Origin of the sequence: Nocardia brasiliensis ATCC 700358, from assembly GCF_000250675.2 — a bacterium.
Taxonomy (GTDB): domain Bacteria; phylum Actinomycetota; class Actinomycetes; order Mycobacteriales; family Mycobacteriaceae; genus Nocardia; species Nocardia brasiliensis_B.
In genome coordinates this window covers 2,846,323-2,868,882 of sequence record NC_018681.1, presented here as the reverse complement: position 1 = coordinate 2,868,882, position 22,560 = coordinate 2,846,323, and the positions used below count along the sequence as shown (strand labels likewise).

The window sequence follows — 22,560 nt, the reverse complement described above, 5'->3', positions numbered from 1 at the left end:
GACCGGCTTGACCCTGACGCAACGTCAGGGTTGCAGGCTGGTGCCCATGACCAACCGCACCTTCCCGACCCGACCCGCTCCGCCGATCGGCGAGTTCCAAGAGATCGATGACCACCGCCTCTTCGTGCACCGCTCGGGCAGCGGCGGACCGGCCGTCGTGTTCCTGCCGGGTGCCAGCGCGGTCGGGTTGGACTATTTCATGGTGCAGCAACAGGTTTCGCGGTTCACCACGTCCGTGCTGTATGACCGCGGCGGCACCGGCTACAGCGACCCGCTGCCGCTGCCGCGCACCGCGGCCGCGGTGGCCACCGAACTGCGGGCACTGCTGCGCGCCCAGAACATCACCGCCCCCTACGTTTTCGCGGCGCATTCGCTCGGCGGCGCCTACGCGTATCGATTCGCGCAGCTGTTCCCGCACGAGGTCGCCGGACTGGTGTGGCTGGACGCCTTTCATCACGACTGGGACGACTTCATGCCGCCTGCAATGAGTCTGGCCGCCACCGAACGAGCCGCACCCGACCCGGCGCACCTCGACCGGTTGCGCCCGGCCGTGCACGAGATGAACGCCGAGCTGTTGGCCGACTACCCGGCCCACCTGCGGGACCCGCTGCTCGAGGCGAAGACGAGCGACGAATGGCTCCGCTTCGGCCTCGCCGAGCGCACCGCGCTGACCGGGCTCGCCACCGAACTGCGGGCCGGACCGCCGCTGCCGGACGTCCCGGTGCTCGCACTGACCGTGCTGGGCACCGATCCCGCCCAGCCGTTGCCGTGGGAGGAGGTGAACGCCGCCAAGACCCGCATGGACGCTGCCCTGGTCCGCTCGGTCTCGCACGGAGAACAGCGCATCCTCACCGACACCTTCCACCACCGGCTGTGCTTCGACCGTCCCGACGCCGTGGTCCGAGCGGTCCGTGACGTGCTCGACCGAGTGGCTCGCCACGCCGCTTAGACTCGGCAACACGTCCCGCGAATCCAGGAGTCAGGTGCTCACGATCGGCCAGCTGGCGGCCACCGCCGGTGTCACCGTGCGCACCGTGCGCCACTACCACCAGATAGGCTTGCTGCCCGAGCCCGAGCGGGACAGCTCCGGCTACCGCCGCTACCGTCCGCAAGCGGCCGTGGATCTGATCCGGATCAGGACCCTCGCCGATGCCGGTGTGCCTTTGGCGCGGATCGACGCGCTGCTGCACGCGCCGCCGGCCGAATTCGCCTCGGCCATCACCGATATCGATCGGGCGTTGCAGAGCAAGATCGATGAGTTGAGCGAATACCGCCGCCGCATCGCCGAATTGGCGGGCGGGGAAAAGCTCGTTCTGCCGCCCGAAGTGGTCGACATCCTGGACCGGATGCGCCGCCTCGGGATCAGTGCTCAGCGGGTCCGGCTCGAACGCGACTCGTGGATTCTGATGCAAGCTCTCGACCCCGGCCTACTACCGCGGCGAGTCCAGGAGAAGAACGCCGGTCTCGACGATCCCGAGACCGTGCGGCTCTACCTCGCCAGTGACCAAGCCGCCGAGTGGGATCCGCGCGATCCCCGCCTCGACCGGCTCATCGATGACCTGGACGCATCGGCGATCGAGCACGAACAGGACACGGGGCAGCCGGGCTACCTGAAGCTGGTGACCGCCCAGATCTCCGAGGCGGCACCGGCCTGGCAGCGCGTGCTCGAGGTCTTGGCGCACCGGGCGGCACTTCGGCGAAAAACCCCGCGCGACAGCTGAATACGCTATTGCGGACGGTCGGCCATGATGCGGGTCGCGGACTCCTCGCGCCGCCGTTCCGGCCGCATGACCAGCACGATGATCACGACGAACGCGGCGAGGGCGGTGCCGGTGCGCAGATAGTGGAAGAAGTCCCAGCGGGTGAGAATCGAAAGGTAATCGGCCGGTGCACCTTCCACCGCCCACCGGTTGATCTGATGGTTGATCGGCACATTCCCCAGCCGAGTGACGAGAAACGATCCCACGACCAGCGCGCCCGCCCCGGCGGCGAGGGCCCGCGCCCGGCCGCGCAGCAGCACAGCCAACCCGAGACAGCTCAATGCCGCGGCGGCCATGGTGATCTGCATGCTGACGCTGTTGTTCTTCATCAGCTCGGTGTGGAATTCCAGCCGCATCTGCAACGGCACCCGATGGAAGGTCGGCGCGAGATTGGCTGCGCCGTAACCGAATGCGCCGGCCAGCAGCCCGGTGGCGAGCAGGGCCAGCGACCGCACGGGACGCACGATGGACTCGCTCATGCGGCCGGCACTGTCCGGGTGCGTTGTTCGGCCCGGCGCAGCCTGCCGTCCGGCGCGAACTCGCCGAACATGAAGACCTCGGTGGTGACGAGATCCGCCTTGCGCATCTGCGCATGAATGGTCAGCCGGGCGGCAAACCGCGCGCCGTCCAGCACCGCCTCGTGGACTTCGAAACGGTAGTGGCGCAGGTTCTTTCGCACCGGACGGAGATGCGCGACCAAGCGGTCGCGGTCGAGCCGGACACCGTCGGCGACCTGTACGACGTCGCGGGTGTGGAAACGATCGATCACCTCGGCGGGATCACTGTCCGGATCCACGGCCGCGGCGGTGTAGGCAGTGAAGAAGTCGGTGAGGAGTTGTTCGGGCTTGCGAGTCGGTGCGGGGTTCATGGCACTCCAGCAGTAGAATTCTTACAACGCTGTAAAGACTAGATCAGTCGGATCAACTTTGACAAGGATGTAAGATTTTGACCGAGGCGGGAGCGAAACGGCGCGCGGACGCCGAACGCAGCAGGGCCGACATCCTGACGGCCGCGACTCGTCTGCTCGCCGAACGGCCGGAGGTCGGTCTGGCGACCATCGCCGCCGCGGCCGGGGTCACCCGCCAGACGGTGTACGCGCACTTCGCCTCGCGGGAAGAACTGCTGCACGCGGTCATCGATCACACGACCACGCGCGCCATCGCCGCCATGGACGCGGCGGACCTCGAAAGTGGTACCGCGACAGCGGCTCTCCTGCGCATGCTGGACGTCGGCTGGCAATTCTTCCGAAAGTCCCCCGGTCCCGAACTCCTCGGCGCGTTCGCACCCCAACGCGACCGCGAGCGCCACGTTCCCGTCGAAGACCGGCTCCTGACACTGATCCGGCGCGGCCACCGCACCGGCGAATTCGACCGCACCGCCACCCCGGAGTGGCTGGTCGCGACCATCATCGCGGTCAGCCACGCGGCGGGCGAACAGGTCCGCAGCGACCGCATGACGCTGGACCGAGCCCAAGAGACGTTGCGCCACACCGTGCTTCGACTCGTGCGCGCGGAGGTTTAGGCCCAGCCGCCACGCCCACCGCGACCGGTCACCGTGACGCGCCGGCCGGTCGCCCCGCGACGGTCAGCATTTCGGAGGCCACTCGATGTGCCCGGTGACCAGCGCCGACCCGCGTGCTGCTACTTTCCGAACATGCAGCAGGGACCTGGGAACGACGATGCCAGGAGCGCCGCCGTCGACGCGCTGGCGACTCTGGCTCGCAGCGTCGACGTCCGCGACCGCGCCGACGCCGGACACGCCCTGGCCGCCTTCGCCGAAATGATCGAAGCACGGGCGGTTTTGGCGATCCTGCTCCTCGACGACGCCAACACCTTCGTCACCCTGACGACGGCCGAGGCCCTCCTACGCCGCAAAGACGCCGCGGGTCTCACCGCGGTGGCCGCCGCCTTCGCCGCAGCCGACAACACGCAATCCGAATGGCTGGGTACTGCCGTCCACGACGTCTACGGCGTGTACGCCGACGACCGCGACGCCGCCGTCGACCTCTGCGCACCCCTCACGAGTCACCCAGATCCGGAAATCCGTTCCGGCGCAACCGAAATGATCGCTATATTGCGCGCGATCACACCGGTCCTGCATCCCGCATAGACAACGCGGGGCGCTGCTGTGCCAGCAACACGGTGCGCGCCGACAGTCGGCGACGGATGCACCGGACTCAGGGAGCCGAGCGGTGTCGACCTCGTTCGCCGATCCGGACGGTGAGTCGATCTTCGTCATCGAGATCTGTGCCGCGCGGTACTTCGGGGGACTTCAGTAAGGTTCGGGCATGCCCACGCCGAACGATCCCCGCTCCCCTGTCACCCCAGACGATCTGGACCTTGTCGTGCGGTTGTCGGTGGCGGTGCTGCGTACGGTGCCGCAGTCCGCCTGGGATGAGCAGGCCGGAACGCTGGAGTGGAGCCGCTGGGAAACCGTCGAACATCTCGGCGACGACTTCTTCGCGTACGCCGTGCAAATGGGGCCCAGCACTCCCCCGTTGACCGGTCATGTGCCTTTCGCCGCCACGTGCCGGCGAGCGGGTGGCCCGGCCAATTCCGTGCACGCAGAACGTGATTCCGGACCCGCGGGCCTGTTGCAGACTTTGGAGGCGAACGGCGCACTGCTGAGCGCCATGGTGCGGATGAAGCCACCGCACACCCGCGCCTTCCACGTCTACGGTGTCTCGGATCCGGAAGGGTTCGCCGCCATGGGCATCGTCGAGGCCCTGGTGCACACCCACGACCTCATCCAGGGACTCGACCTCCCCTGGAACCCGCCCGCCGACCTGTGCGCCCGAGTCCTCGCCCGCCTGTTCCCAGATGCTCCGACCGACACGGAACCGTGGACCACGCTCCTGTGGGCGACCGGCCGGGCCGACCTGCCGGGCCGCCCGGCCCTGACGAAATGGCGCTGGGACGGCACACCCCGCGGCTGACCGCCGGCTCATTACTTCGGCGGATCCCACGGAAGCTGTTGCACACCAGGCAGATACCTGGGCTCCGAACGGTCCCCGAACAAGTAGTCGCGGTAGGCCGTCAGATACGCGGCCAACTCGGCTCGATCGGCGAACGCGACTCCGGTCGGGTCGCACCATTCGTCCGGCGTGGTCCCGCGCTGGATGATGTATTCGAGTGCGTCGCGCACCCGTGTCCCATAGGCGGGACTCACGGTGATGTTGTCGCGCACGCCTGCCGCGAAGCGCCCCATCATGTCGGCGCACGCCGCATAGTGCACATACACGATCGGCCACAACAGCTGGTCGATCTGCGGAATATCGTTCCACCACAGGTTTTTCGTGCGCAAGGTGTCGCTGGCCCGCACCGGTGGAGGCGGTTCGACGGACTGGGTGCCGAGTTCACGTAACCGGTCGAAGTCGGGCGAACGCCAGATGGCCCCGGTCTGGAGATTCTTCGGCGGGAACCAGACGCCGCGCCACACCGGCACACCGAGCGCGTACGGCCGCACCGGGAGCGGCTCGGCCAGGGAGATGTCGGCGATCACGCGACGGACCGGCGGCAGCGGTCTGCCGTCGTACACCAGGTCCGCCGCCATCGCCAAACAGTCCCGCTCGTCGAACCCGGTGACGCCGACGCCGTCGCGCAGTTGCAGGAACACCGAATCAGGTTGTTCGGGCAGCTCGAACTCGATCCAGAACCGCCGCACCATAACCACCAGCCCCTTTCGCAGCCGCCGCCCGATGATTTCAGCCCCACCCGGGCCGCACCACCCGATATTCGCGACCGGACACGCGATCACCAGGTAATGGTGGGGGGAGCCGCTCGGCCGATGCCGCACCATTACCTCGTGATCATTCGACCAACACGTGCTCGCGTCCGCTGGGCCGGTACCGGCGGCACTGCGGGCGATCGGGACGCGCACAAGGGGTTGCCGGGGCCCTGGCCAGCGATCTCGCCGCAATCGCCGACTTCCGGCAGTCGGGCGGCAGCACGCGGCGCTGGACAACCCGAACCATAGGCGGCAAAGATGGCTGCATGTTCCGACGCGCCGGTGTCGACCCCGCGGTCGAACAAGTACGACGGCTGGCGGCTTCGCTGGAGGTGCCGCGGCCGTGGCAGCTGGCGACTTTCGTGGCGCACGTGGCGGAACGGGTGGGCAAGCCGATTCTGATTGTTCCGCAACAGGATCTGACCACGGGCGGGTTTCCGTGCGGACTCGTCGTCGAACGCGCCGACGATATCGTCATCGCCTACGACGCGGCCAGCACCGGCTATCACACCGACCACATCGTGCTGCACGAGATCGCCCACCTGTTGCTCGACCACGCCGGATTCGTCGCGCCGGGCTCGCGGCACCGGACGCTCGCCGCGCTGTTCCCCGATGTGGAACTCGACAGTGTGCTGCGGGTGCTCGCCCGCAGCGACTACGACGATGTCGACGAGAGCCAGGCCGAACTGTTCGCTTCCATGCTGATGTCCGACGTCGATATCGAACGGCCGCGTTCGGTGCTCGGCCGCTTGCTTTTTCAACGCTGAGCACCCTGCGCGATGTTCACCTCGACGCTACCCACCGCGGTAACGCTGCCCACGGTGCTCGCGGCCTGCCTGTTGCTCGCAGGTCGTCTCGTCGGCCTGCTCAGCACCGAACTCGACCGGCACGTCACCATCGCGTTCGGCTGCGTCGTCGCCACGGCGACCACCCGGGAACCTACGGTGTGCCGCCTGCTGAGCGAGCTGTCCGGCGGCCGGCTCGCCGAGGAGTTGATCCTCGAACTCGGGGCCGTCGGTTTCAATGTCGGCTATGCCGCCGGGCTGTTGATCGGGGCGGCGCTGCTGCATCGTTCCCGATCGCCGCTTGTCTGCTATGGGCTCGCCGTCGTATTCAGTGCGGCGGCACTGTGTTTCAGCACCTTCGGCGACGGTTCAGGCACGATCTTCGAGCGCACCGGATGGGCACAGTTCGGCTACTGGCTGTGCACCGCGCCGATCGGCATCGCGATGGCGGTCATCGTCATCCGGGCCGCGGGCGCCGAACTGCGTAATCAGGTCGAGCGTCGGGACGCGGCAATGTATGTGGCGATCCTGCTCGCGGGCGTCGCGGTGCTCGTACGCATCGGTGCGACCATCGCCGCGTCGGCCGTCCGGATCACCGTGCCGCACAACTCCTTCACCGATATCCAGGCCGAAATAGATCGCAACGGAGTGTTTTTCGATCTCGTGCTGTGCATGGGGTTGACGCTGATCGCCATCATCGCCGCGGCCCGCAGCCGGATGGGTGTGGACGATCTGACCCGGCACCGAAAAGCGCTGCGGCCCCTCTGGCGCGAACTGACCACCGCGTGTCCGGAGATCGTGCATCACAGCCCGGTGCCGCACGGCGCCCAGCCCAACCGATACCTGCTGCACCGCACCGTCATCGAGATCCGGGACAGCATGCTGGACCTGGCCCGGTACGCGACACCGCATCCACCCGAGATCGCCGCGGCCATTTCGAGCGCCGCCCCGGCCGGCCCTGCCCACGACGCATTGGATCGTGCCGTTCTGCTCGTGCGCGCCCGCGACGCCAAAACGCAAGGCGCGGCACCGACCGGACCACGCTATTTCACCGTCTCGGCCGCCGACAGCCTCCTCGACGAGGTCACCGAATTGACCGCTCTCGGTCGGCAGTGGAGCACCGCCGAGGCCATCGCCGCCCGGGTGACGCAGCCGAGCACGCGGTAGCGCGGCAGCACCGCGCTACCCGACCTGCGAGTTCAGATCCGCAGTCTGCCAACGTATTCGAGCACCAGACGGGCGGTTACGCCGGGGATGACGCCGCGATTACGCGCGCTTCCTAGTCTCGACGGTGGCCCGGCCAGCCGGTCGCGGCTCGGACATCGACGACGATCTGTCGTCCTTCTCGAACGGGAGTTTCGATGAGCTTGTTCACCGTTCGCCGCGGTTTCGCGGCCGCGGCAATCGCCGGAGCCGCGGCTGTCACGCTGGCCGGTCCCACCGTCGCCAACGGCGAGGCGGCCACCCTTGTCGGGCATCCGGGCATCATGCTGGCGTCCGGCCCCGGCGACCCGGGAATGGGGCAGGGTGGCCCGGGCGACCCGGGTATGGGCGAGGGCGGTGGCCCGGGCAATCCCGGCACCGGTGGTTCCGGCGAACCCGGCATGGGTCGCTAGCGGCACGTTCCCAGCGTCCGCTCGGTCGCTGGGAACGTCCAGCCCCGATGAATTTCGCGACGACCCGCCGTCGATACCTTCGACACACCGACAATGGTGGGGCTGCGCCGGGACCGTCCCAGCGCGGTGGAGAACGATCCGGACTGATCCGGACCGGCGCGAAGGGTCTTCGGCGTGAGTGGAATCAAGGTTTTGGTGGCGGGAGCGAGCATCGCGGGACCCGCGCTGGCGCACTGGCTGCGCAGGCGCGGCGCCGAGGTGACCGTGGTGGAGCGGGCGCCCGAACTGCGTCCCGGCGGGCAGGCGGTGGATGCGCGCGGCGTGACCAGGGAGGTCATCCGGCGGATGGGCCTGGACGCGGCGGTGCGCGCGGCCCGCACCGAGACCGCCGGCGCGCACACCGTCGACGCGGACGGAAACGTGCTGGAGACCTTCCGCGCCGACGACGACGGCGGCGACGGGTACATCGCGGAAATCGAGATCCTGCGTGGCGACCTGTCGCAGGTGCTCTACGACGACACCCGCGACGGTGTCGAATACCTCTTCGGCGACCGGATCGCCGAACTCACCCAGGACGCGGACGGCGTCGACGTGACCTTCGCGGGCGGCGACCGGCGGCGCTTCGACCTCGTGGTCGGGGCCGACGGGCTGCATTCGGCGTTGCGCGCCATGGTCTTCGGGCCGCACGAGCAGTTCATCCGGCACCTCGGACTTGTGCTGGCTTTCTACAGCGTGCCCAACGAATTCGGATTGGACCGCTGGCTGATCGAATATCAGGAACCCGGGCGCTCCGCGATGCTGCGTCCCATCCAGGACGCCACCCGAGCGATGGCCATGTTCTCCTTCGCCGCCGCGGATTTCGACGTCGACTACCGCGACATCGCGGCGCAGAAGCGGCTGCTGCACGAGCAGATGACCGGACTGGGCTGGTCGACCCCGCGCATCCTCGCGCACCTGGACGACACTCCCGACTTCTATCTCGACCAAGTCGCCCAGGTGGTGACGGACCGCTGGTCGAACGGCCGGGTAGTGCTACTCGGCGACGCCGCGTTCAGCTCGTCCCCGATGTCCGGACAGGGCACCGGCCTGGCCCTGATCGGCGCCTACGTGCTGGCCGGCGAACTCGCCGCCGCCGACTGGAACCCCGAGCTCGGCTTCGCCGCCTACGAGCAGCGGATGCGTCCGTTCGTCGAAGCCAACCAGGAGATCGGCCGCCTGCACGCCCAAACCCGCGCCCTCCCCGAACCGGACCCCGAACCAGCCCCCGACTTCACCGGAGAATGGTTCACCGCCCTCATCGACCGCGCCCTCAACCTCGACCTCCCCGATTACGCAGAAGTCCCCGACTCCGCACCCCCGATCCCCTCCGCCGCTCCTTGAGCCACACGATTGCCATGTTCGCGTTGGTTGACAATCGACCGGACGGTCAATAGCAGGTTCTTGTCTGTTCAGCCCAAATCCATTGGAGGACAGTAGAAACAAATATTATCGAACCGAATTGGGGGAAGACGATGAATGCATTTGTCAGGTTGGGGCTGGCTCTCACTGTCGCAGGAGGCGTGCTCGTCGGGTTGGCCGGTCCGGCATCGGCGCACGCGGTTTGTGCCCGGGACTCCCACGCTCACCGGCACGGTGATCATGTCGACCAGTGGAAGTGGGTACTGGACGAACAAGCCAGTGTGACCCACCACTGGTCTATCTATCGGAATTCCCACACCGGCGCCTACGACCGCGTGGCCTGCCGCAACTAGCTCCCGCTTCGATCGCAACCGATACGACGACGAACCGCCGGCGCGGACATCGCCGGAATTCGCGACGCACTACTGTGATTTCGTATGACCGGCAATGAGATCGAGGTTTCGGCTGAGCTGGTGCGTGCGTTGTTGCGGGAGCAGCATCCGGATCTGGCGGGGCTTGCGATTCGGGAAGTGGTAGGGGGTTGGGGGAACCAGATGTGGCGGCTCGGAGACGAGTTGGTGGTGCGGATGCAGCGCATGGACCCCACCCCCGAACTTCAACTGAAGGAACGGCGGTGGCTGCCGGTGCTGGCTCCGCGCCTGCCGCTGCCGGTGCCGCGGCCCGTGCGGTTCGGTGCACCGTCCGAGGTTTTTCCCAAGCATTGGACCGTGATGACGTGGGTGCCCGGCGAGCCACTCGATCACACGTCGATCAGCCAGGGCACCGACGCGGCGGACACCCTGGCGGGCTTCCTGCGGGCACTTCATGTGGCGGCGCCCGCCGCAGCGCCGACCGCGAAGGACCGCGGTGCTCACCCCAGGATTTACACGGACGGCTTCGAGAACCTCCTCCGGGCCGTCGCCCTCGACGGCATCGCTGCCGACGTCCAGGACGTCTGGGCGGACGCGGCTGCGGCCCCGGCGTGGGCGGGCCCACCGGTGTGGGTGCACGGCGACCTGCATCCCGCCAACGTCGTCGTCTCCGACGGAACCATCTCGGGCATAGTCGATTTCGGGGACATGTTCGCCGGCGACCCAGCATGGGACCTCGCCGCCGCCTGGGTCCTGCTCCCCGAAGGCACAGCCACCCGCTTCTTCGACACGTACGCGTACGCGGACGAGTCAGCACTCCGGCGCGCCCGCGGCCTGGCCGCAATGAAGAGCCTCTTCCTGATCCTCATGGGACAGAACGGAGATCGCGGGCTCCCCGGCGGCAAACCACACTGGGGCCCCGCAGGCCGAGCAGCCCTCGAGCGCGTTCTGAAGAGTGCCTGAACAACGAAACTGCGCGCCCGACAACGACCAGTTTCACCACACGGACCAGCCTGAGCACGAAATCGCTTGCCGCACTGGACTTCACCTGGCGCCGAAATCGTGCGCACAACTGCACGGAGGTAGGACCTAGCCGGAGGCCCCTTCCGCGAACTAGATACCTTGGAAGATCTGGCCGGTGATCATCGATGAACCGTTCAGCGTGAACGATGCCTCGAACGGTCGGGCTTCTGAAATCCCGTTCAACAGAAAATTCCCAGTCGCCCGAAGCACCGTCGAGTTATCGGTGCCCGACTGAACATGAATTGCGCCGACGGTGTACGCAGCCTGCGGAAATCGGAGGAGCTGATCGAAGATCTCCGTTGCACCGACAGACAGTATGTCCCCGGCAGCGAGTCGGGCATCCTCGGCATACCACAGCTTCAGTGGGCTTTGCTGGGCCGCGAGCTGGGCGAAGTAGAGGGTGGTGAAAGCCTCGGCATTCTCTCGAGTGAAGTATTTCTCGATCGTTTCTTCGACCACGACAGTCCTCCTGATCAATCCCAGGAAGTGAGTCACGGAAATACCGGGCCGGTTCTCCGCCGTTGCCGCCAGCGTCGTCACCAGGGCATGCAGGTCCTGCATCGCAATCACCTGAGCAGCCAGACGATCACGGTGTCCGGCCAACACCTGCGCCATCGCCACAGTGCCCGCGAGCACATCAGCGATCTGGTCCAACCCCAGACCCAGCCGGCGCAGTGCCAGAACCTGATACAGGCGCTGGACGTCGGATTCGGTGTAGCGACGGTGACCGGCGTCGGTGCGCTCGGCGGGCCGCACCAACCCGATCCGGTCGTAATGATGCAACGTCCGAACCGTCAATCCGGTCTCGGTCGCGAGCTCACCGACCTTCCACACCTGCTCGATTCCTGCCTCGTCCATCCGCTTTCAACTCACTTCCACCGACGCACCTTGCGCTGGTACCACGGACGCTAGGCCCTGACGCCGGGTCAGGAGCAAGCCGAAGCTTCCTGCTGGATTACGTGACGACAGTGGCGGTCCGGCACTGGGACTACAGGGGTGCGGAACGCCACCATTCGACGTGCTCGTTTTCGCGGTCCGGCGGTGCCTCGGAATAGATGTGGCAGGAGTTGCGGGGTGGGTTCTCGAAGGAGACAACGATTTTGGGGTCCTGGAAACCGTACTCCTGGCGTCGGAGGGTGACTGTTCCGGAGGGGCGCTGAAATTGCTCTATCAGAGTGTCGCCGCCGTACTGGCTCATGTCTCGGCCGTGCGGGAAGCAGTAGAGGTCGAAGGTCGGAGCGAAAGTCGAGCTGTTCAGGCATCGGATCGTGGCGTAGTTACGTTTGTCGATCGTGCAGGTGATGCCCCGGTACCCGTCGATCGCGGTCGGCGTTGTCGGGATCAGCTTCGGAAACAAGTCCGCTGCCGGTTGCATCTCGCCCCAAGGGCGGGGCGGGCCGACCGGGGTGAACGTTGTGGGTGTCCGGGTGACGGTGTCCGCGGAACGAACGGTTTCCTCCGGACTGGTGATCGCCACGACTGCGACGACAACGGCGATGACGACCAGGATCACCGCGATGGCGACGATCGCGATCGTGAGGATACGGTCACCGATACCGGGGTCGGCTCGAGTGGTCCAATCAGCCGATGTGGGAAGCGATGTCGTCGTTCCGAGCTGCCCGTGGAGTTGCGCTGCGGTGAGTCGGGCATCGGGTTGCGTGGTGAGGCAGCCGGTGAGGAGGAAGCGCAGCCCGGTTTCGGGTATGCCGGTGAGATCCGGCGGCTGGGTTGTCATGCGGTGCAGGAGTGTCGCGGCGTCCGTGTCGCCGAACGGGGGTCGGCCGGTGAGCGCGTAAACCAGCACACCGCCCAGCGAGAACACGTCGGACGGGGGTACTGCCGGTTCGCCGATGAGCTGTTCCGGTGCGGTGAACGCCGACGACTCGGGGTGTGACGTGGGGAGACCGAAATCGATCAGCCTGGGCCCGGTTTCGGTGATGATCACTGAATTGGGCGTCACCGCACCGTGTATGAGACCGGCACTGTGGATGGCCGAAAGAGCGTGGGCGATACCGACGGCGACGGTGTGGACCTCCGCCGACCGTAACGGCCCGCGCCCGGTCACCAGGTCGTGTAGCGAAGGGCCGGTGAGGTATTCGGTCGCTATCCACGGATTCGGAGCCTCGGCGTCCGCGTCGAGCACCGCCGGGGTGAAGTCGCTGTGCACGGTTCGCGCGGCGGCGAAGACGCGGGCGACCTCGGCGCGGTCGTTGCTACCGACTCCGCGGTCCAGGTGCACGGTCCGGATGAGGACGTTCGTCGAATCTCCTGCACGACCCAGGAAGACGTCACCGCGAGAGTCTGCACCGAGCCGGCCGACAAGCGTGTACGGGCCGAGCGAGGACGGGTCGTTGTCCCGCAGCGGCAGCGTGCGCGGAGCCGACTCGCCGACCGGCACTGCGCCTGAAGCTGATTGGGGTGCCGCACTCGGCGGCGAAGTCCGCGGCTGAACGATCGCCGGAGCCCAACCAGTACCGGGATGAGCAGCTCGGGAAACTTGCTGACGACGTTGAACCTGGATGATCACGGCCCCAAGGCACAGTGCCGACACCGCCAGCACACCCGCGCGGATGAATTCCACTGCGATCAAACCGAACCCGCCGACCGGAGCGGACCCGTATATGACGTAGCCACCGGTCCGTTCCACCCGCGACGACGGAATGCCCAAGACCAGGGCCACGAACCCGAGCACCCAACCGAGCAGCAAGAACAACCACCACGCGGTGACCAGCGCACTGCCGGGACGGCCACGCAGATCCGGTGCTTCCGAGGGCGTCCGCGGGTCACTCGCCCGCCACACATCCGACATGATCGTGTGCGGGAACCACAGATTGACGACAGGGCAGAACCAGCCGCCGATCACCCAGCCGTTGGCGAGCCGATGCCGTGCCGTGCACAGCGTTTCGGCATTGCGACGCGCCCGCCACAACCAGCTGATGACGAGGATTCCCGCGCCGAGTTGTAGAAGTTGCGCGAGGATGCCGGGCCAGGTGTAGGACTCCCACTCCGTGCGTGTGCCACCCCGCTGCCCCCAGCTTTCCTCGAAATCCGCGAGGAGCCTCCAGTCGGCGACGGCGCTGACGAACATCATGACCACAGCCCCGGCGACCAGGCCGATCGCCCAGCCCCCGAGCGCCCCGATCGGACGGACGTTCCTTCCGCCGCGCGCGAGCGCGGCGTCCCACCCCACTGACATCGTCCAAATCCCTTCGGTTCCACCGGCGCAAACGCCGCCCGTGGCAAACGGTCCCGTGACATCATGGCGCACCGGACCACAACGGCAACCCCTCGACCACGTATCAGGTGACGGACCGCTGATCTCTACCAGCTCGTCGATGTCTTGTCGGAGAGTGCTCGCAAACCGCGCGACCCGAACCGACGGAACCCAGGTCGGTAGTCTCGGTCCGATGAGCGACGCCGGTGACCTGATGCGGATGTATCTGGCGGATCCAGATCAGCCTTTCCCGTCTGTGGAACTCGCGGATTCGTCCGGGCTGGTCGCGTTCGGCGGGGATCTGTCGCCGGAGCGGTTGCTGGACGCTTATTCGGCGGGCATCTTTCCCTGGTACAATCCCGGCGAAACGATCCACTGGTACTGCCCGGACCCGCGGAGCATTCTGCTACCGACCGACCTGCGGGTGAGCCGGTCCTATCGCCGATCTGTCGCGAGTGCCGATTACGCGGTGACCATGGATCGAGCCTTCGCCGAGGTGATGTCGCAGTGCGCGGGCCCGCGGGACAAGGAGGCCGGAACCTGGATCGGCTCCGATATGCAGGCTGCCTACCTGCGACTGCACCACCTCGGTCACGCGCACTCGGTCGAGGTGTGGCGCGACGGCGAACTGGTCGGCGGCCTGTACGGGGTCGCCCGCGGACGCTCGTTCGCCGGCGAGTCCATGTTCTCCCGCGCCCGCGACACCTCCAAGGTCGCGCTGTACTGGCTGTGCGCCCAGCTGACGGCCTGGGAATTCGCCCTCATCGACTGCCAGGTCGCCTCCAGTCACCTCACCTCCCTCGGCGCGATCGACCTCCCCCGTGCGGACTACCTGCGCCTGCACGCCCAAGCCGCCGCCCGCCCCGGCCTCGTCGGCCCCTGGCAGTTCGACATCCCAGTCCCCCACTCCCCCAAGCATTTACCGGCGTGAACGAGCACCGGCGAACGGCCCGACTTGTGCGATACCTGCGCACGCATCTCGGTAGTGGCCACAACCTCGAGCGACACGCCCTTGTCGGCCTCGGGGACGGGCACAACTTCTCGCCTACCGATCCCCTCCGACCGCAGGTCAGCAACTATGCACCGCCTGCGACGCCGACTCGGCATGTCCAGCAAGCCCGATTGTCGAACATATGTTCTATCTTTGCGGTAAGCTCACCCGCGTGACCATTCATTCGACCGCGCTGGCGCCGGATGCTCGAACACCAGGATGGCCGGATCTGGCCGACGTCGATCTGCTGCGCACCCTAGTCGAAACCGAACGCCGCCGAAGGCGACTCGATGCCGCCATGCGCGCGGCCGTCGCCGAAGCCGAGCGACGTGGCCTCGCCGCGGACACCGGCTACCGGGACACCGTAGAGCTGCTGACCGATCTGCTGCGCATCACCGCGCACGAAGCGCGCCGACGAATCGAAACCGCGGCCCCGCAGGCCCGCTCGCGTTCCAAGAAGGTGTGGCGGGTGCTCGCGGCCGCAAGCTGAGCCCGCGCCCGGCCATCTGAAAGCGCCGGCCACCGTCGATATCAGCGCCGCGGACATCGAGCTGAACTCACGATGGCGAGCACCATCGTGAGAATCGGAAACACCACCCACACTGTCAGCAGAATCGCTTCCATAGACGTCAATTCGCCCCCACCGAAATAGTGCCGCGGCCGGTTGTGCAATTTGGCGTCCCAGGCGAGCAGAAGAGCGAAATCCACCAGGAACAACAGGCATCCGACAATGATCGCCGCAACCCGAGCAGTAGCCGCACCGATGAACAGCGCCACGGCCGCCACCCCCACGACGACCGATTCGGCGGCCAACCAGCTGCGCAAACCAGCCGGAACATCCCCGTCGGACATCCCGGCAATCAGCATGATCGCCCCGTTCAGCAAAACCACTCCGATCCCGGCGTAGACACCGCCTCCCGCAAGCACCCGCATCCACACCTCCACCGATTTCATGAGGCGAGTACAGCAAGGTGTTGTGGAGATTCGGTGAAGAACTTGTCCAGAGTTGGTACGGGACCGCACGTCGCGAGAACAACTGCGGCACAGGCTGACTCGGCGATCACTCAGCGCATGCCGAGGACCGGACCACCGCGTGACGGCGATAAGCGCGGACAGCGGCCTGCGACGGTCCCGCGGATCGCCAAGCCCTGACGTCCAGACATCGAAAAGTTGGGACCTCGCTCGGCGACACCGCGGCAGCGCTCACGCAGGCCGAGGGGACGCTCACACCGGAATGCCGTGCTGGGTGACGTAGTGCGAGATCAGCGTTTCGATCGAGCGGCGGAAAGACCCCTGCTGCCGCTCGCTCAAAGTGTTTGCCAGATTGCCGATTTCGGCCCGGACCGCGTCGCGCACCAGATGCACGACGGCGCGGCCGTCGGCGGTGACGGTGACATGGACGGCGCGCCGGTTTCCGGGGACGGCGATCCGCCGCACCAGGCCGCGCCGCTCGGCTCGATCGACCAATCCGGTGACGCTGGACTTCTCCAGTTCCAGGATGCCGGCGAGCTGCTGCATGCCGATCTCACGATCGTCGAGTACAGCGAGCATGCGGAGCTGGGTGACCGATAACCCTTGCTGGCCGGCGAGGCGCCCCAGGACGGCTTGCAGGATGAACGACAGCTGGATGAGCCCGTCGACCAGGTCCAGCTCCGGGTCGGGTGCGTCAGTGGTCACAGTAGGCCAGGTTAGCTTGATTCAGTTCGTGATACCAACTATTTTGGTTCGTGACACGAACAGTACTTGTCACGAACAATGGATTGGGTCCGCGGGGTCGGGCCGCACACGGTGGCCAGGGCTCGACACGACTCGACAGGGAAGAAGCAGACCTATGACGGACCAGAAGCGCGTCGCCGTCCTCATCGGCAGCACTCGCCCCACCCGCATCTGCGCCGGGATAGCCGCCTGGGCACGCGACACCCTGCAGGAGGAGAGCGATCTCCACTACGACCTGCTCGATCTCGCCGAGATCGGGCTGCCGTTCCTGGACGAACCCTGCAAGGCCGCGCTACGGCAGTACGAGCATGAACACACCCGGGCCTGGAGTCGGCTCGTGCAGAGCTACCACGGCTTCTTTTTCGTTTTCCCGCAATACAACTGGGGTTACCCGGGTGTGCTGAAGAACGCGCTGGACTACCTCTACTGGGAATGGCGCGACCGGCCCGCGAGCCTGCTGACCTACGGCACCCACGGCGGCCGCAGAGGCGCCGAACAACTCATCGGCGTCCTGCACGGCCTGCACATGCGACTGCTCGACGCCCACGTCGAAGCCGTCATCACCGAGCAGGACGTGGACGAAAACTGGCAGCTGCGCGACCTCGACAGCACGCTCGCCCCGAACCGGGAACTACTGCGCAAGATCGGCGCGGAAATGACCCGCGCCCTCGACAGCAACTCATGACTCAGTCCTTCAGAAGAACGGAGAAACAATCATGACAACTCGCCAGGTGGGCCTCATCGGCCTCGGGAAGATGGGCGCTGCCCTCGCAGGCCGACTGCTCGATGCCGGGTACGGCGTCACCGTGTGGAGCCGGACCGCGGGGAAGGCAGACGACCTGCTGGCGCGCGGTGCGACGCTCGCCGACCGCCCCGAGGACGCGATCGCCACCGGGACGGTCTTCTCGATGCTGAGCAACGAAGAGGCGGTGCGGCAGGTCTTCACGGAAGACCGGATACGTTCCGCGCCAGAAGGTTTCGTGCACATCAACCACGCGACCATCAGTCCGGCCGCGGCTCGCGAGTTCGCCGCGGCCGGTGGCGGTTACCTCAGTGCCCCGGTGATCGGCCGACCCGAGGCGGTGGTGGCCGGGAAGCTCGCCGTGCTGATCTCAGGTGACGCAGACGTCCGCGCCGCGGCCGCACCGATGCTCGCCGTGCTCGGCCGCAAGGTGTGGGACTTCGGTGCCGCCGTGGACGCCGCGCCGACGGCGAAGGTCGCCGTCAACTACTTGATCCTGCACGCGCTACAGGCACTGTCCGAATCCATCACCCTGCTGCAGCACGCCGAGCTGGACGCGGGGCAGTTCGTCGAAATGATCAACGATTCGATCTTCCCGGGCCCGGTGTACGGCGGCTACGGCAACGCCATCACCACCAGCACTTACACCCCGCCCGGGTTCACCACCACGCTGGGCTTGAAAGACCTGAACCTCGCCCTGAGCGTCGCCGACGAACTCGGCGTCGCACTCCCGGTCGGACCGGCCCTGCACGACGTGTTCGCCACCGCGGTCGAGCAGATCGGCGCCGAACTCGACTGGGCGAGCGTCGCCGAAGTCACCCGCCAACGGTCCACCGCCCGCCCCCACTAGCAGCACGCCCAGCTCCAGACATGCTCCCAGGACCGGCCCCGTAGCGTTCACGTTGCGGGGCAACGGTCTACGCGGACTACGACTGTCCCCCGCACCTTCTAGGATGCTCGGCATGTCTGTCTGCACCGCCGACCTCGTCGGTTACACCGAACGCGACCTCGACGCCGACCTGGCGCGCTGGTTCCCCGCCGCGCCACGAGTTCAGGTGCCGGAGGAAACACGTTCGGTGACAGCGTTTCTCGCTCGCCTCGCGCCGTCCGATGCCGCCGCGCTGAGTGCGTTCGACCGTCGGGTCCGCTCCGGCCTGCTGCCGCAGTTCCTGGACATCTTCGACTGGTCCTACGGCTTCGACTTCGCCGGAAACGATTGCGGCATCCTCGATTCGGACTATACGACCGAACTCACCGACGACGACGTCTACTCGATCGGCGCCGACGGCGGCGGCAACCTGTACGTGGTACTCACCAATGGTCAAGTGGCCGTGTGGTTTCACGAGGAGGAGGTGGTCGAGGGCGGCACCCGATTCGACAACCTCGACGTTTTCCTCTGGTCGTTCGTGCGCTACCGGGCGGTCCGGGCCGGACAACTCGCACGCTCGGCGGTCGAGGCGGACTTCCTGGCGCTCGGTCAGGACGGTGCGCTCGAACCCGAACTAGGCTTGCTTCAGCTCATGAAGTAGCGGAAGTTCCGGTGGTCGGGGTCGCTGTCCGGCCCCGCCACACGTAGAGCGCGGTGGCCGCGGTGCCCAGGCACAGGGCGAGGGCGCTGAGCCCGAGCGACCAGTGCACGCCGATGGCCGCCCCGATCAATCCGACGGTGAAGCCGCTGCCCGCGCGCAAGCCGCTGGCGGACACGCCGTAGAGCCCGATCACCCGGCCTCGGTCGGCGGCCGGAGCGAGCAGCTGCACGACGGTCTGCCCGATCGACATCGATGCCAGATTCGCCACCCCGCCGACCACCAGCAGCACGACCGCGAACGGATAGCTGGCGGTGGCGGCGAAACAGAGGCTCGTCAGTCCGTAGACCGCGGTGCTGACGATGGCGGCGGTGACCGTCGGTTTGATCCGTCCGGTGGCTTCGAGCAGGACCCCGCCGATGACTCCGCCGACCCCGTTGGCGAACAGCAGCACACCGTAGGTCAGTCCCGCATCACCCGCACCGAGGTCCTGCGCGAAGATCGGCATGGACGATTGCATCGACGCACCGACGAAGAACGAGCCGAGCCCGGCGAGCACGATCATGCTGACCATCGTGCGGTTCGACCGGACCTCGCGGAACACGCGCATCGAATCGAGTACGCCGACCCGCGGCCGCCGCACGTGGCCGTCACGCGTGTGGCCGGTGAACCTGGTCCGGCACAGGAACAGCGTAAGTGGCAGGTAGAACACGATATTGGCGAAGATGCCCGCGGTCGGGCCCAGCCCGAGCAGCAGCGCCGAGCCGACCACCGGGCCGAACAGGATGCCGAGGCTGCGGAAGGTGGCGTTGAGCCGCACCGCGCTGGGCAGCTCGGCGCGCCCGACGAAATCGTGCAGCATCAACTGCTCCCCCGGACTCCACAGCGCCCCGGCGCACCCGTGCAGGACCAGCAGCACGCACGCCTCCCACACCCGCAATGCGCCGGTGAGAAACAGCACGCCCCAGGCGGCGGAGACGGCCATGAACAGGATCTGCGCCGCTTGGATGAGCCGACGGCAGTCGTAGCGATCGGCGAGCGAGCCGAAGTAGACGGAGAACAGCAGAAACGGCACCCAGTGGCTGATGACCTCGAACCCGGCCAGCGCCGGTGAGTGGAACTTCTGCCACAGCACCCAGTAGGTGATGACGTGCTCGATGTTGTCGGCCATCATCGACAGCGCGGCACCGAACAGGTACGGGCGGCAGTCGCGGTTGCGCAGGGCCGCGAACTTGCGAACCGGGGCGGGCTTCGATTCGAGGACGTGGGCGACGTCCCCGCAGGCGTTGCACATGCGTGCGCTTTCTCTCCAGGGACCGGAATTCACCGGTCGGACAACGGAACCCGTGCGACAGCCGCTTCGAGCCGTACCCACGGGATAGTCGATAGAGGTCGACGCCATCGGCCATCCGCTAGAGTAGACGCAACGTTGCGTGGCGTCTACTCGGGATGCCGCGCTCCCACGCAGAGGAGAACTCGCATGGCAGGCGACGCCGACCGCACCGCCCACCACGGAAACCGATATCAGCGCAGCGAACAAGCCCGCCGTGCGGTGCTGGAGGCGGCCGATGATCTGCTGGTCGAGCGCGGGTTCGCCGGACTCACGATCGAAGGGATCGCCGCCAGGGCCGGCGTCGCCAAGCAGACCATCTACCGCTGGTGGCCGTCCAAGACCGAGATCCTGCTGGACGCGCTCGCCGACGACGCCGCACAGCACCTCACCCCGCCCGACAGCGGCGACCTCCGCGCAGACCTGCGGATCCACCTGCACAACCTCGCCGAATTCCTGACGACGTCGGACGCCGGAGCCGTCTTCCGCGCCCTCACCGGACAGGCGCAACACGATCCGCAGGTCGCGACCAAGCTGCGCACCGACCCGCTCGGCCACCAGCGTGAGCGCGAGCGACTGCCCCTGCAGCGCGCTTCGGACCGCGGTGACTTGCCACCGGAGACCGACATCGACTTCCTGGTCGATCAGTTGGTCGGCCCGATCTACTACCGCGCGTTGGTCACCGGTGCGCCCATCCCGAAGGAGTTCACCGACCGGCTCGTCGCCCAGGTACTGCGTTAGCGCAGTACCTGGGCGAAGTCACCGTCCGGCGGAACCGTTTGCGCGGCGGGGCAGGCAGAACATCAGGGCCCACAGCACCATTACGGCCGCACCGACCCACCACAGCACACCGGTGAACCCGTCGCGGTTGAGCGTGCCCGTGGGTGCGCCGCCGGTAGCGGCGAAGAACACCGGGCCGGCCAGCGCGATACCCAGCGCGTAGCCGAGCTGGAGCGCGGTGTTGAACAGCCCCGCCGCCGAACCGGCACGGTCGTGCGGCACCTTCGCCAGGCTCAGGTCGGCGATCGGTCCGCCGATCAGACCGAAGCCGAACCCGAGCAGCACGACTGGGACCGTCATCGCGAGCAGGGTCACCTCGGCTCGCCCGCTACCGATCTGGATCCCGTAGGCCGCGATCGCGGCGAGGGCGATCAGGGCTCCGGTTTGCGGCAGGCGACGCGCGAAACGTCCAGCGGTCTTCGTCGCGGTCATCGCACCGGCCAGCTCGCCGAGGGCGAGCAACGTGAAGGCCAGGGCTGCCCTCAGCGGGCTCATGCCCAGGCCGTGCTGCAGGTACAGGCTCCAGGTCAGGAAGAACAGCCCGCACAGCAGGGCCATCGTCAGCTGCGCGGACAGACCGCCGGAGAACTGCCTGTCCTTGAACAGCGACAGCGCGACCAGCGGCGAATCGTACCGGCGACGCTGCTGGTGCCGGAGGAAGACGCCGAGCACCAGTCCACCGCCGGCGAGCATGGCGAAACACCACAGCGGCCAGCCGTGGGCGTGCCCCTCGGTGAGCGGGAAGACGATCAGCACCATCGCGATCGCCGACAGCAGCACCCCGGCGAGGTCGAGGCGGTCGGCCTTCGCCGCGGTCGACTCGACGATGAACTTGCGTCCGAGGACGAGCACGGCGAGCCCGACGGGCACGTTGATCAAGAAGATCGGCCGCCAGGACAGTCCGAACAGGTCGGCCTCGGTGAGCACACCGCCCAGCACCGGACCCACGACGCTGCCCATCGAGAGGATGGCCCCGTAGAGACCGAACGCTCGACTGCGGTTCTCGCCGTCGAAGATGACGTGCAGGGTGGCCAGGACCTGCGGGATCATCACGGCCGCGGCCCCGCCCTGGAGCACGCGGGCGGCGATCAGCATGCCGGGCCCGGCCGCGATGCCGCACAGCAGCGAGGCGAGGGTGAACCCGGCGGTGCCGAACAGGAAGACCCTGCGCCGGCCGTAGAGGTCACCGAGCCGGCCGCCGGTGATCAGCCCGAGCGCGAAGGTCAGCGCGTAGCCCGCGGTCAGCCACTGCACCACGGCCGGTCCGGCGCCGAGCGAGCGTTGCAGCGTGGGCATGACCGTCAGGACGACCGAATCGTCCAGAATGCTCATCAGTTCGCCGGTCAGCACGACCGCGAGGGCGATCCTGGCGGCCGTCGTCACCGTCGACGGCGTGCCGGATGCGGCATTGGCCGAGGGCTCAGGGGTGTGTTCGGGCTCGTTGTCGAGCGCGGCGGAATTCATGGCGGGACTCCTGGTTCAGGAATCGGGGAGCTCGCCGTAAACCACGCCAGGACCGGACAACACGAACCCGGGGCAGTCGGCAGAGCTGCACCCGGCAAACAGGGATGGGGTGACACAA

The 22,560-nt window shown here is 67.2% G+C and carries 25 protein-coding genes; 16 read left to right on the top strand and 9 right to left on the bottom strand.

Annotated features, from left to right (window positions below; genetic code table 11):
• The first annotated feature begins 46 nt into the window (after nucleotides 1–46).
• Nucleotides 47–949, top strand: coding sequence for an alpha/beta fold hydrolase (locus O3I_RS12940; protein WP_014983369.1), 903 nt, complete (start codon nucleotides 47–49; stop codon nucleotides 947–949).
• A gap of 34 nt (nucleotides 950–983) precedes the next feature.
• Nucleotides 984–1,721 carry a MerR family transcriptional regulator gene (locus O3I_RS12935; RefSeq protein WP_014983368.1) on the top strand — a complete coding sequence of 246 codons (738 nt, stop codon included), beginning with the start codon at nucleotides 984–986 and terminating at the stop codon, nucleotides 1,719–1,721.
• A gap of 5 nt (nucleotides 1,722–1,726) precedes the next feature.
• Here the strand turns inward: O3I_RS12935 and O3I_RS12930 are convergent, their stop codons facing one another.
• Nucleotides 1,727–2,239, bottom strand: a complete 513-nt coding sequence (locus tag O3I_RS12930) for a DUF1772 domain-containing protein (protein WP_014983367.1) — start codon at nucleotides 2,237–2,239, stop codon at nucleotides 1,727–1,729.
• The gene (locus O3I_RS12925; protein ID WP_014983366.1) at nucleotides 2,236–2,628 is read right to left on the bottom strand and encodes a hypothetical protein; all 393 of its coding nucleotides are present in this window, start codon (nucleotides 2,626–2,628) and stop codon (nucleotides 2,236–2,238) included. Before O3I_RS12925 ends, O3I_RS12930 begins: the two co-directional genes overlap by 4 nt.
• Before the next feature lie 77 nt (nucleotides 2,629–2,705).
• Between O3I_RS12925 and O3I_RS12920 the strand changes: the two genes are divergently transcribed.
• From O3I_RS12920 to O3I_RS12910, 3 genes are all read left to right on the top strand, one after another.
• Nucleotides 2,706–3,281, top strand: a complete 576-nt coding sequence (locus O3I_RS12920; protein WP_014983365.1) for a TetR/AcrR family transcriptional regulator — start codon at nucleotides 2,706–2,708, stop codon at nucleotides 3,279–3,281.
• A gap of 132 nt (nucleotides 3,282–3,413) precedes the next feature.
• The gene (locus tag O3I_RS12915) at nucleotides 3,414–3,869 is read left to right on the top strand and encodes a hypothetical protein (protein ID WP_051066588.1); all 456 of its coding nucleotides are present in this window, start codon (nucleotides 3,414–3,416) and stop codon (nucleotides 3,867–3,869) included.
• 178 nt (nucleotides 3,870–4,047) lie between these two features.
• Nucleotides 4,048–4,695 carry a maleylpyruvate isomerase N-terminal domain-containing protein gene (locus O3I_RS12910; RefSeq protein WP_014983363.1) on the top strand — a complete coding sequence of 216 codons (648 nt, stop codon included), beginning with the start codon at nucleotides 4,048–4,050 and terminating at the stop codon, nucleotides 4,693–4,695.
• Nucleotides 4,696–4,706: 11 nt separating this feature from the next.
• Here O3I_RS12910 and O3I_RS12905 read toward each other — a convergent pair whose 3' ends face one another.
• Nucleotides 4,707–5,426, bottom strand: coding sequence for a hypothetical protein (locus O3I_RS12905; RefSeq protein WP_141692290.1), 720 nt, complete (start codon nucleotides 5,424–5,426; stop codon nucleotides 4,707–4,709).
• 326 nt (nucleotides 5,427–5,752) lie between these two features.
• Between O3I_RS12905 and O3I_RS12900 the strand changes: the two genes are divergently transcribed.
• The 5 genes from O3I_RS12900 (at nucleotide 5,753) to O3I_RS12880 (ending at nucleotide 10,619) form a co-directional block, all read left to right on the top strand.
• Nucleotides 5,753–6,253 (top strand): hypothetical protein, encoded by a 501-nt coding sequence (locus O3I_RS12900; protein ID WP_014983361.1) that lies wholly within the window; start codon nucleotides 5,753–5,755, stop codon nucleotides 6,251–6,253.
• A 12-nt stretch (nucleotides 6,254–6,265) separates the two neighbouring features.
• The gene (locus tag O3I_RS12895) at nucleotides 6,266–7,438 is read left to right on the top strand and encodes a DUF6545 domain-containing protein (RefSeq protein WP_014983360.1); all 1,173 of its coding nucleotides are present in this window, start codon (nucleotides 6,266–6,268) and stop codon (nucleotides 7,436–7,438) included.
• Between the two features lie 194 nt (nucleotides 7,439–7,632).
• Entirely contained in the window at nucleotides 7,633–7,887 is a 255-nt protein-coding gene (locus O3I_RS12890; protein WP_014983359.1) for a hypothetical protein, read from the top strand.
• 174 nt (nucleotides 7,888–8,061) lie between these two features.
• Complete coding sequence (locus O3I_RS12885; protein WP_014983358.1) at nucleotides 8,062–9,267, top strand: FAD-dependent monooxygenase; 1,206 nt, start codon at nucleotides 8,062–8,064, stop codon at nucleotides 9,265–9,267.
• Nucleotides 9,268–9,722: 455 nt separating this feature from the next.
• A complete protein-coding gene (locus O3I_RS12880) occupies nucleotides 9,723–10,619 on the top strand; it encodes a phosphotransferase (RefSeq protein WP_014983357.1) in 897 nt (298 codons plus the stop codon).
• Between the two features lie 150 nt (nucleotides 10,620–10,769).
• Here the strand turns inward: O3I_RS12880 and O3I_RS42595 are convergent, their stop codons facing one another.
• Complete coding sequence (locus tag O3I_RS42595) at nucleotides 10,770–11,537, bottom strand: MerR family transcriptional regulator (RefSeq protein ID WP_014983356.1); 768 nt, start codon at nucleotides 11,535–11,537, stop codon at nucleotides 10,770–10,772.
• A 130-nt stretch (nucleotides 11,538–11,667) separates the two neighbouring features.
• A complete protein-coding gene (locus O3I_RS42590) occupies nucleotides 11,668–13,875 on the bottom strand; it encodes a DUF4328 domain-containing protein (protein ID WP_081593974.1) in 2,208 nt (735 codons plus the stop codon).
• A 211-nt stretch (nucleotides 13,876–14,086) separates the two neighbouring features.
• Between O3I_RS42590 and aat the strand changes: the two genes are divergently transcribed.
• Nucleotides 14,087–14,824 (top strand): leucyl/phenylalanyl-tRNA--protein transferase, encoded by a 738-nt coding sequence (gene aat / locus O3I_RS12865; RefSeq protein WP_041563727.1) that lies wholly within the window; start codon nucleotides 14,087–14,089, stop codon nucleotides 14,822–14,824.
• A 232-nt stretch (nucleotides 14,825–15,056) separates the two neighbouring features.
• Nucleotides 15,057–15,374: a DUF222 domain-containing protein gene (locus tag O3I_RS12860; RefSeq protein ID WP_237748291.1), complete on the top strand. Its 318-nt coding sequence runs from the start codon at nucleotides 15,057–15,059 to the stop codon at nucleotides 15,372–15,374.
• 41 nt (nucleotides 15,375–15,415) lie between these two features.
• Here O3I_RS12860 and O3I_RS12855 read toward each other — a convergent pair whose 3' ends face one another.
• Nucleotides 15,416–15,838, bottom strand: coding sequence for a hypothetical protein (locus O3I_RS12855; RefSeq protein WP_014983352.1), 423 nt, complete (start codon nucleotides 15,836–15,838; stop codon nucleotides 15,416–15,418).
• A 270-nt stretch (nucleotides 15,839–16,108) separates the two neighbouring features.
• Entirely contained in the window at nucleotides 16,109–16,561 is a 453-nt protein-coding gene (locus O3I_RS12850; protein ID WP_014983351.1) for a MarR family winged helix-turn-helix transcriptional regulator, read from the bottom strand.
• A gap of 154 nt (nucleotides 16,562–16,715) precedes the next feature.
• Between O3I_RS12850 and O3I_RS12845 the strand changes: the two genes are divergently transcribed.
• The 3 genes from O3I_RS12845 to O3I_RS12835 all read left to right on the top strand — a co-directional run bounded on the left by O3I_RS12845 (nucleotide 16,716) and on the right by O3I_RS12835 (nucleotide 18,871).
• Complete coding sequence (locus tag O3I_RS12845) at nucleotides 16,716–17,285, top strand: NADPH-dependent FMN reductase (RefSeq protein WP_014983350.1); 570 nt, start codon at nucleotides 16,716–16,718, stop codon at nucleotides 17,283–17,285.
• A gap of 31 nt (nucleotides 17,286–17,316) precedes the next feature.
• A complete protein-coding gene (locus O3I_RS12840) occupies nucleotides 17,317–18,192 on the top strand; it encodes an NAD(P)-dependent oxidoreductase (RefSeq protein ID WP_041562587.1) in 876 nt (291 codons plus the stop codon).
• 112 nt (nucleotides 18,193–18,304) lie between these two features.
• Nucleotides 18,305–18,871, top strand: coding sequence for a hypothetical protein (locus O3I_RS12835; protein ID WP_014983348.1), 567 nt, complete (start codon nucleotides 18,305–18,307; stop codon nucleotides 18,869–18,871).
• Here the strand turns inward: O3I_RS12835 and O3I_RS12830 are convergent.
• Entirely contained in the window at nucleotides 18,861–20,162 is a 1,302-nt protein-coding gene (locus tag O3I_RS12830; protein WP_014983347.1) for an MFS transporter, read from the bottom strand. The genes O3I_RS12835 and O3I_RS12830 overlap by 11 nt on opposite strands.
• A 186-nt stretch (nucleotides 20,163–20,348) precedes the next feature.
• Here O3I_RS12830 and O3I_RS12825 point away from each other — a divergent pair, with 186 nt between their 5' ends.
• Nucleotides 20,349–20,939, top strand: a complete 591-nt coding sequence (locus O3I_RS12825; RefSeq protein WP_014983346.1) for a TetR/AcrR family transcriptional regulator — start codon at nucleotides 20,349–20,351, stop codon at nucleotides 20,937–20,939.
• Between the two features lie 18 nt (nucleotides 20,940–20,957).
• On the opposite strand, the gene O3I_RS12820 is transcribed toward O3I_RS12825, so the two are convergent.
• Entirely contained in the window at nucleotides 20,958–22,442 is a 1,485-nt protein-coding gene (locus tag O3I_RS12820) for an MFS transporter (RefSeq protein ID WP_014983345.1), read from the bottom strand.
• Nucleotides 22,443–22,560: the final 118 nt, after the last annotated feature.

What these genes read in the sequence shown, in the direction of transcription:
- O3I_RS12940 (WP_014983369.1), top strand. Translation starts at nt 47, where the DNA reads ATGACCAACCGCACCTTCCCGACCCGACCCGCTCCGCCGATCGGCGAG.
- O3I_RS12930 (WP_014983367.1), bottom strand. Translation starts at nt 2,239, where the DNA reads ATGAGCGAGTCCATCGTGCGTCCCGTGCGGTCGCTGGCCCTGCTCGCC.
- O3I_RS12925 (WP_014983366.1), bottom strand. Translation starts at nt 2,628, where the DNA reads ATGAACCCCGCACCGACTCGCAAGCCCGAACAACTCCTCACCGACTTC.
- O3I_RS12915 (WP_051066588.1), top strand. Translation starts at nt 3,414, where the DNA reads ATGCAGCAGGGACCTGGGAACGACGATGCCAGGAGCGCCGCCGTCGAC.
- O3I_RS12910 (WP_014983363.1), top strand. Translation starts at nt 4,048, where the DNA reads ATGCCCACGCCGAACGATCCCCGCTCCCCTGTCACCCCAGACGATCTG.
- O3I_RS12905 (WP_141692290.1), bottom strand. Translation starts at nt 5,426, where the DNA reads ATGGTGCGGCGGTTCTGGATCGAGTTCGAGCTGCCCGAACAACCTGAT.
- O3I_RS12900 (WP_014983361.1), top strand. Translation starts at nt 5,753, where the DNA reads ATGTTCCGACGCGCCGGTGTCGACCCCGCGGTCGAACAAGTACGACGG.
- O3I_RS12895 (WP_014983360.1), top strand. Translation starts at nt 6,266, where the DNA reads ATGTTCACCTCGACGCTACCCACCGCGGTAACGCTGCCCACGGTGCTC.
- O3I_RS12890 (WP_014983359.1), top strand. Translation starts at nt 7,633, where the DNA reads ATGAGCTTGTTCACCGTTCGCCGCGGTTTCGCGGCCGCGGCAATCGCC.
- O3I_RS12880 (WP_014983357.1), top strand. Translation starts at nt 9,723, where the DNA reads ATGACCGGCAATGAGATCGAGGTTTCGGCTGAGCTGGTGCGTGCGTTG.
- O3I_RS42595 (WP_014983356.1), bottom strand. Translation starts at nt 11,537, where the DNA reads ATGGACGAGGCAGGAATCGAGCAGGTGTGGAAGGTCGGTGAGCTCGCG.
- O3I_RS42590 (WP_081593974.1), bottom strand. Translation starts at nt 13,875, where the DNA reads ATGTCAGTGGGGTGGGACGCCGCGCTCGCGCGCGGCGGAAGGAACGTC.
- aat (WP_041563727.1), top strand. Translation starts at nt 14,087, where the DNA reads ATGAGCGACGCCGGTGACCTGATGCGGATGTATCTGGCGGATCCAGAT.
- O3I_RS12855 (WP_014983352.1), bottom strand. Translation starts at nt 15,838, where the DNA reads ATGAAATCGGTGGAGGTGTGGATGCGGGTGCTTGCGGGAGGCGGTGTC.
- O3I_RS12845 (WP_014983350.1), top strand. Translation starts at nt 16,716, where the DNA reads ATGACGGACCAGAAGCGCGTCGCCGTCCTCATCGGCAGCACTCGCCCC.
- O3I_RS12840 (WP_041562587.1), top strand. Translation starts at nt 17,317, where the DNA reads ATGACAACTCGCCAGGTGGGCCTCATCGGCCTCGGGAAGATGGGCGCT.
- O3I_RS12835 (WP_014983348.1), top strand. Translation starts at nt 18,305, where the DNA reads ATGTCTGTCTGCACCGCCGACCTCGTCGGTTACACCGAACGCGACCTC.
- O3I_RS12830 (WP_014983347.1), bottom strand. Translation starts at nt 20,162, where the DNA reads ATGTGCAACGCCTGCGGGGACGTCGCCCACGTCCTCGAATCGAAGCCC.
- O3I_RS12825 (WP_014983346.1), top strand. Translation starts at nt 20,349, where the DNA reads ATGGCAGGCGACGCCGACCGCACCGCCCACCACGGAAACCGATATCAG.
- O3I_RS12820 (WP_014983345.1), bottom strand. Translation starts at nt 22,442, where the DNA reads ATGAATTCCGCCGCGCTCGACAACGAGCCCGAACACACCCCTGAGCCC.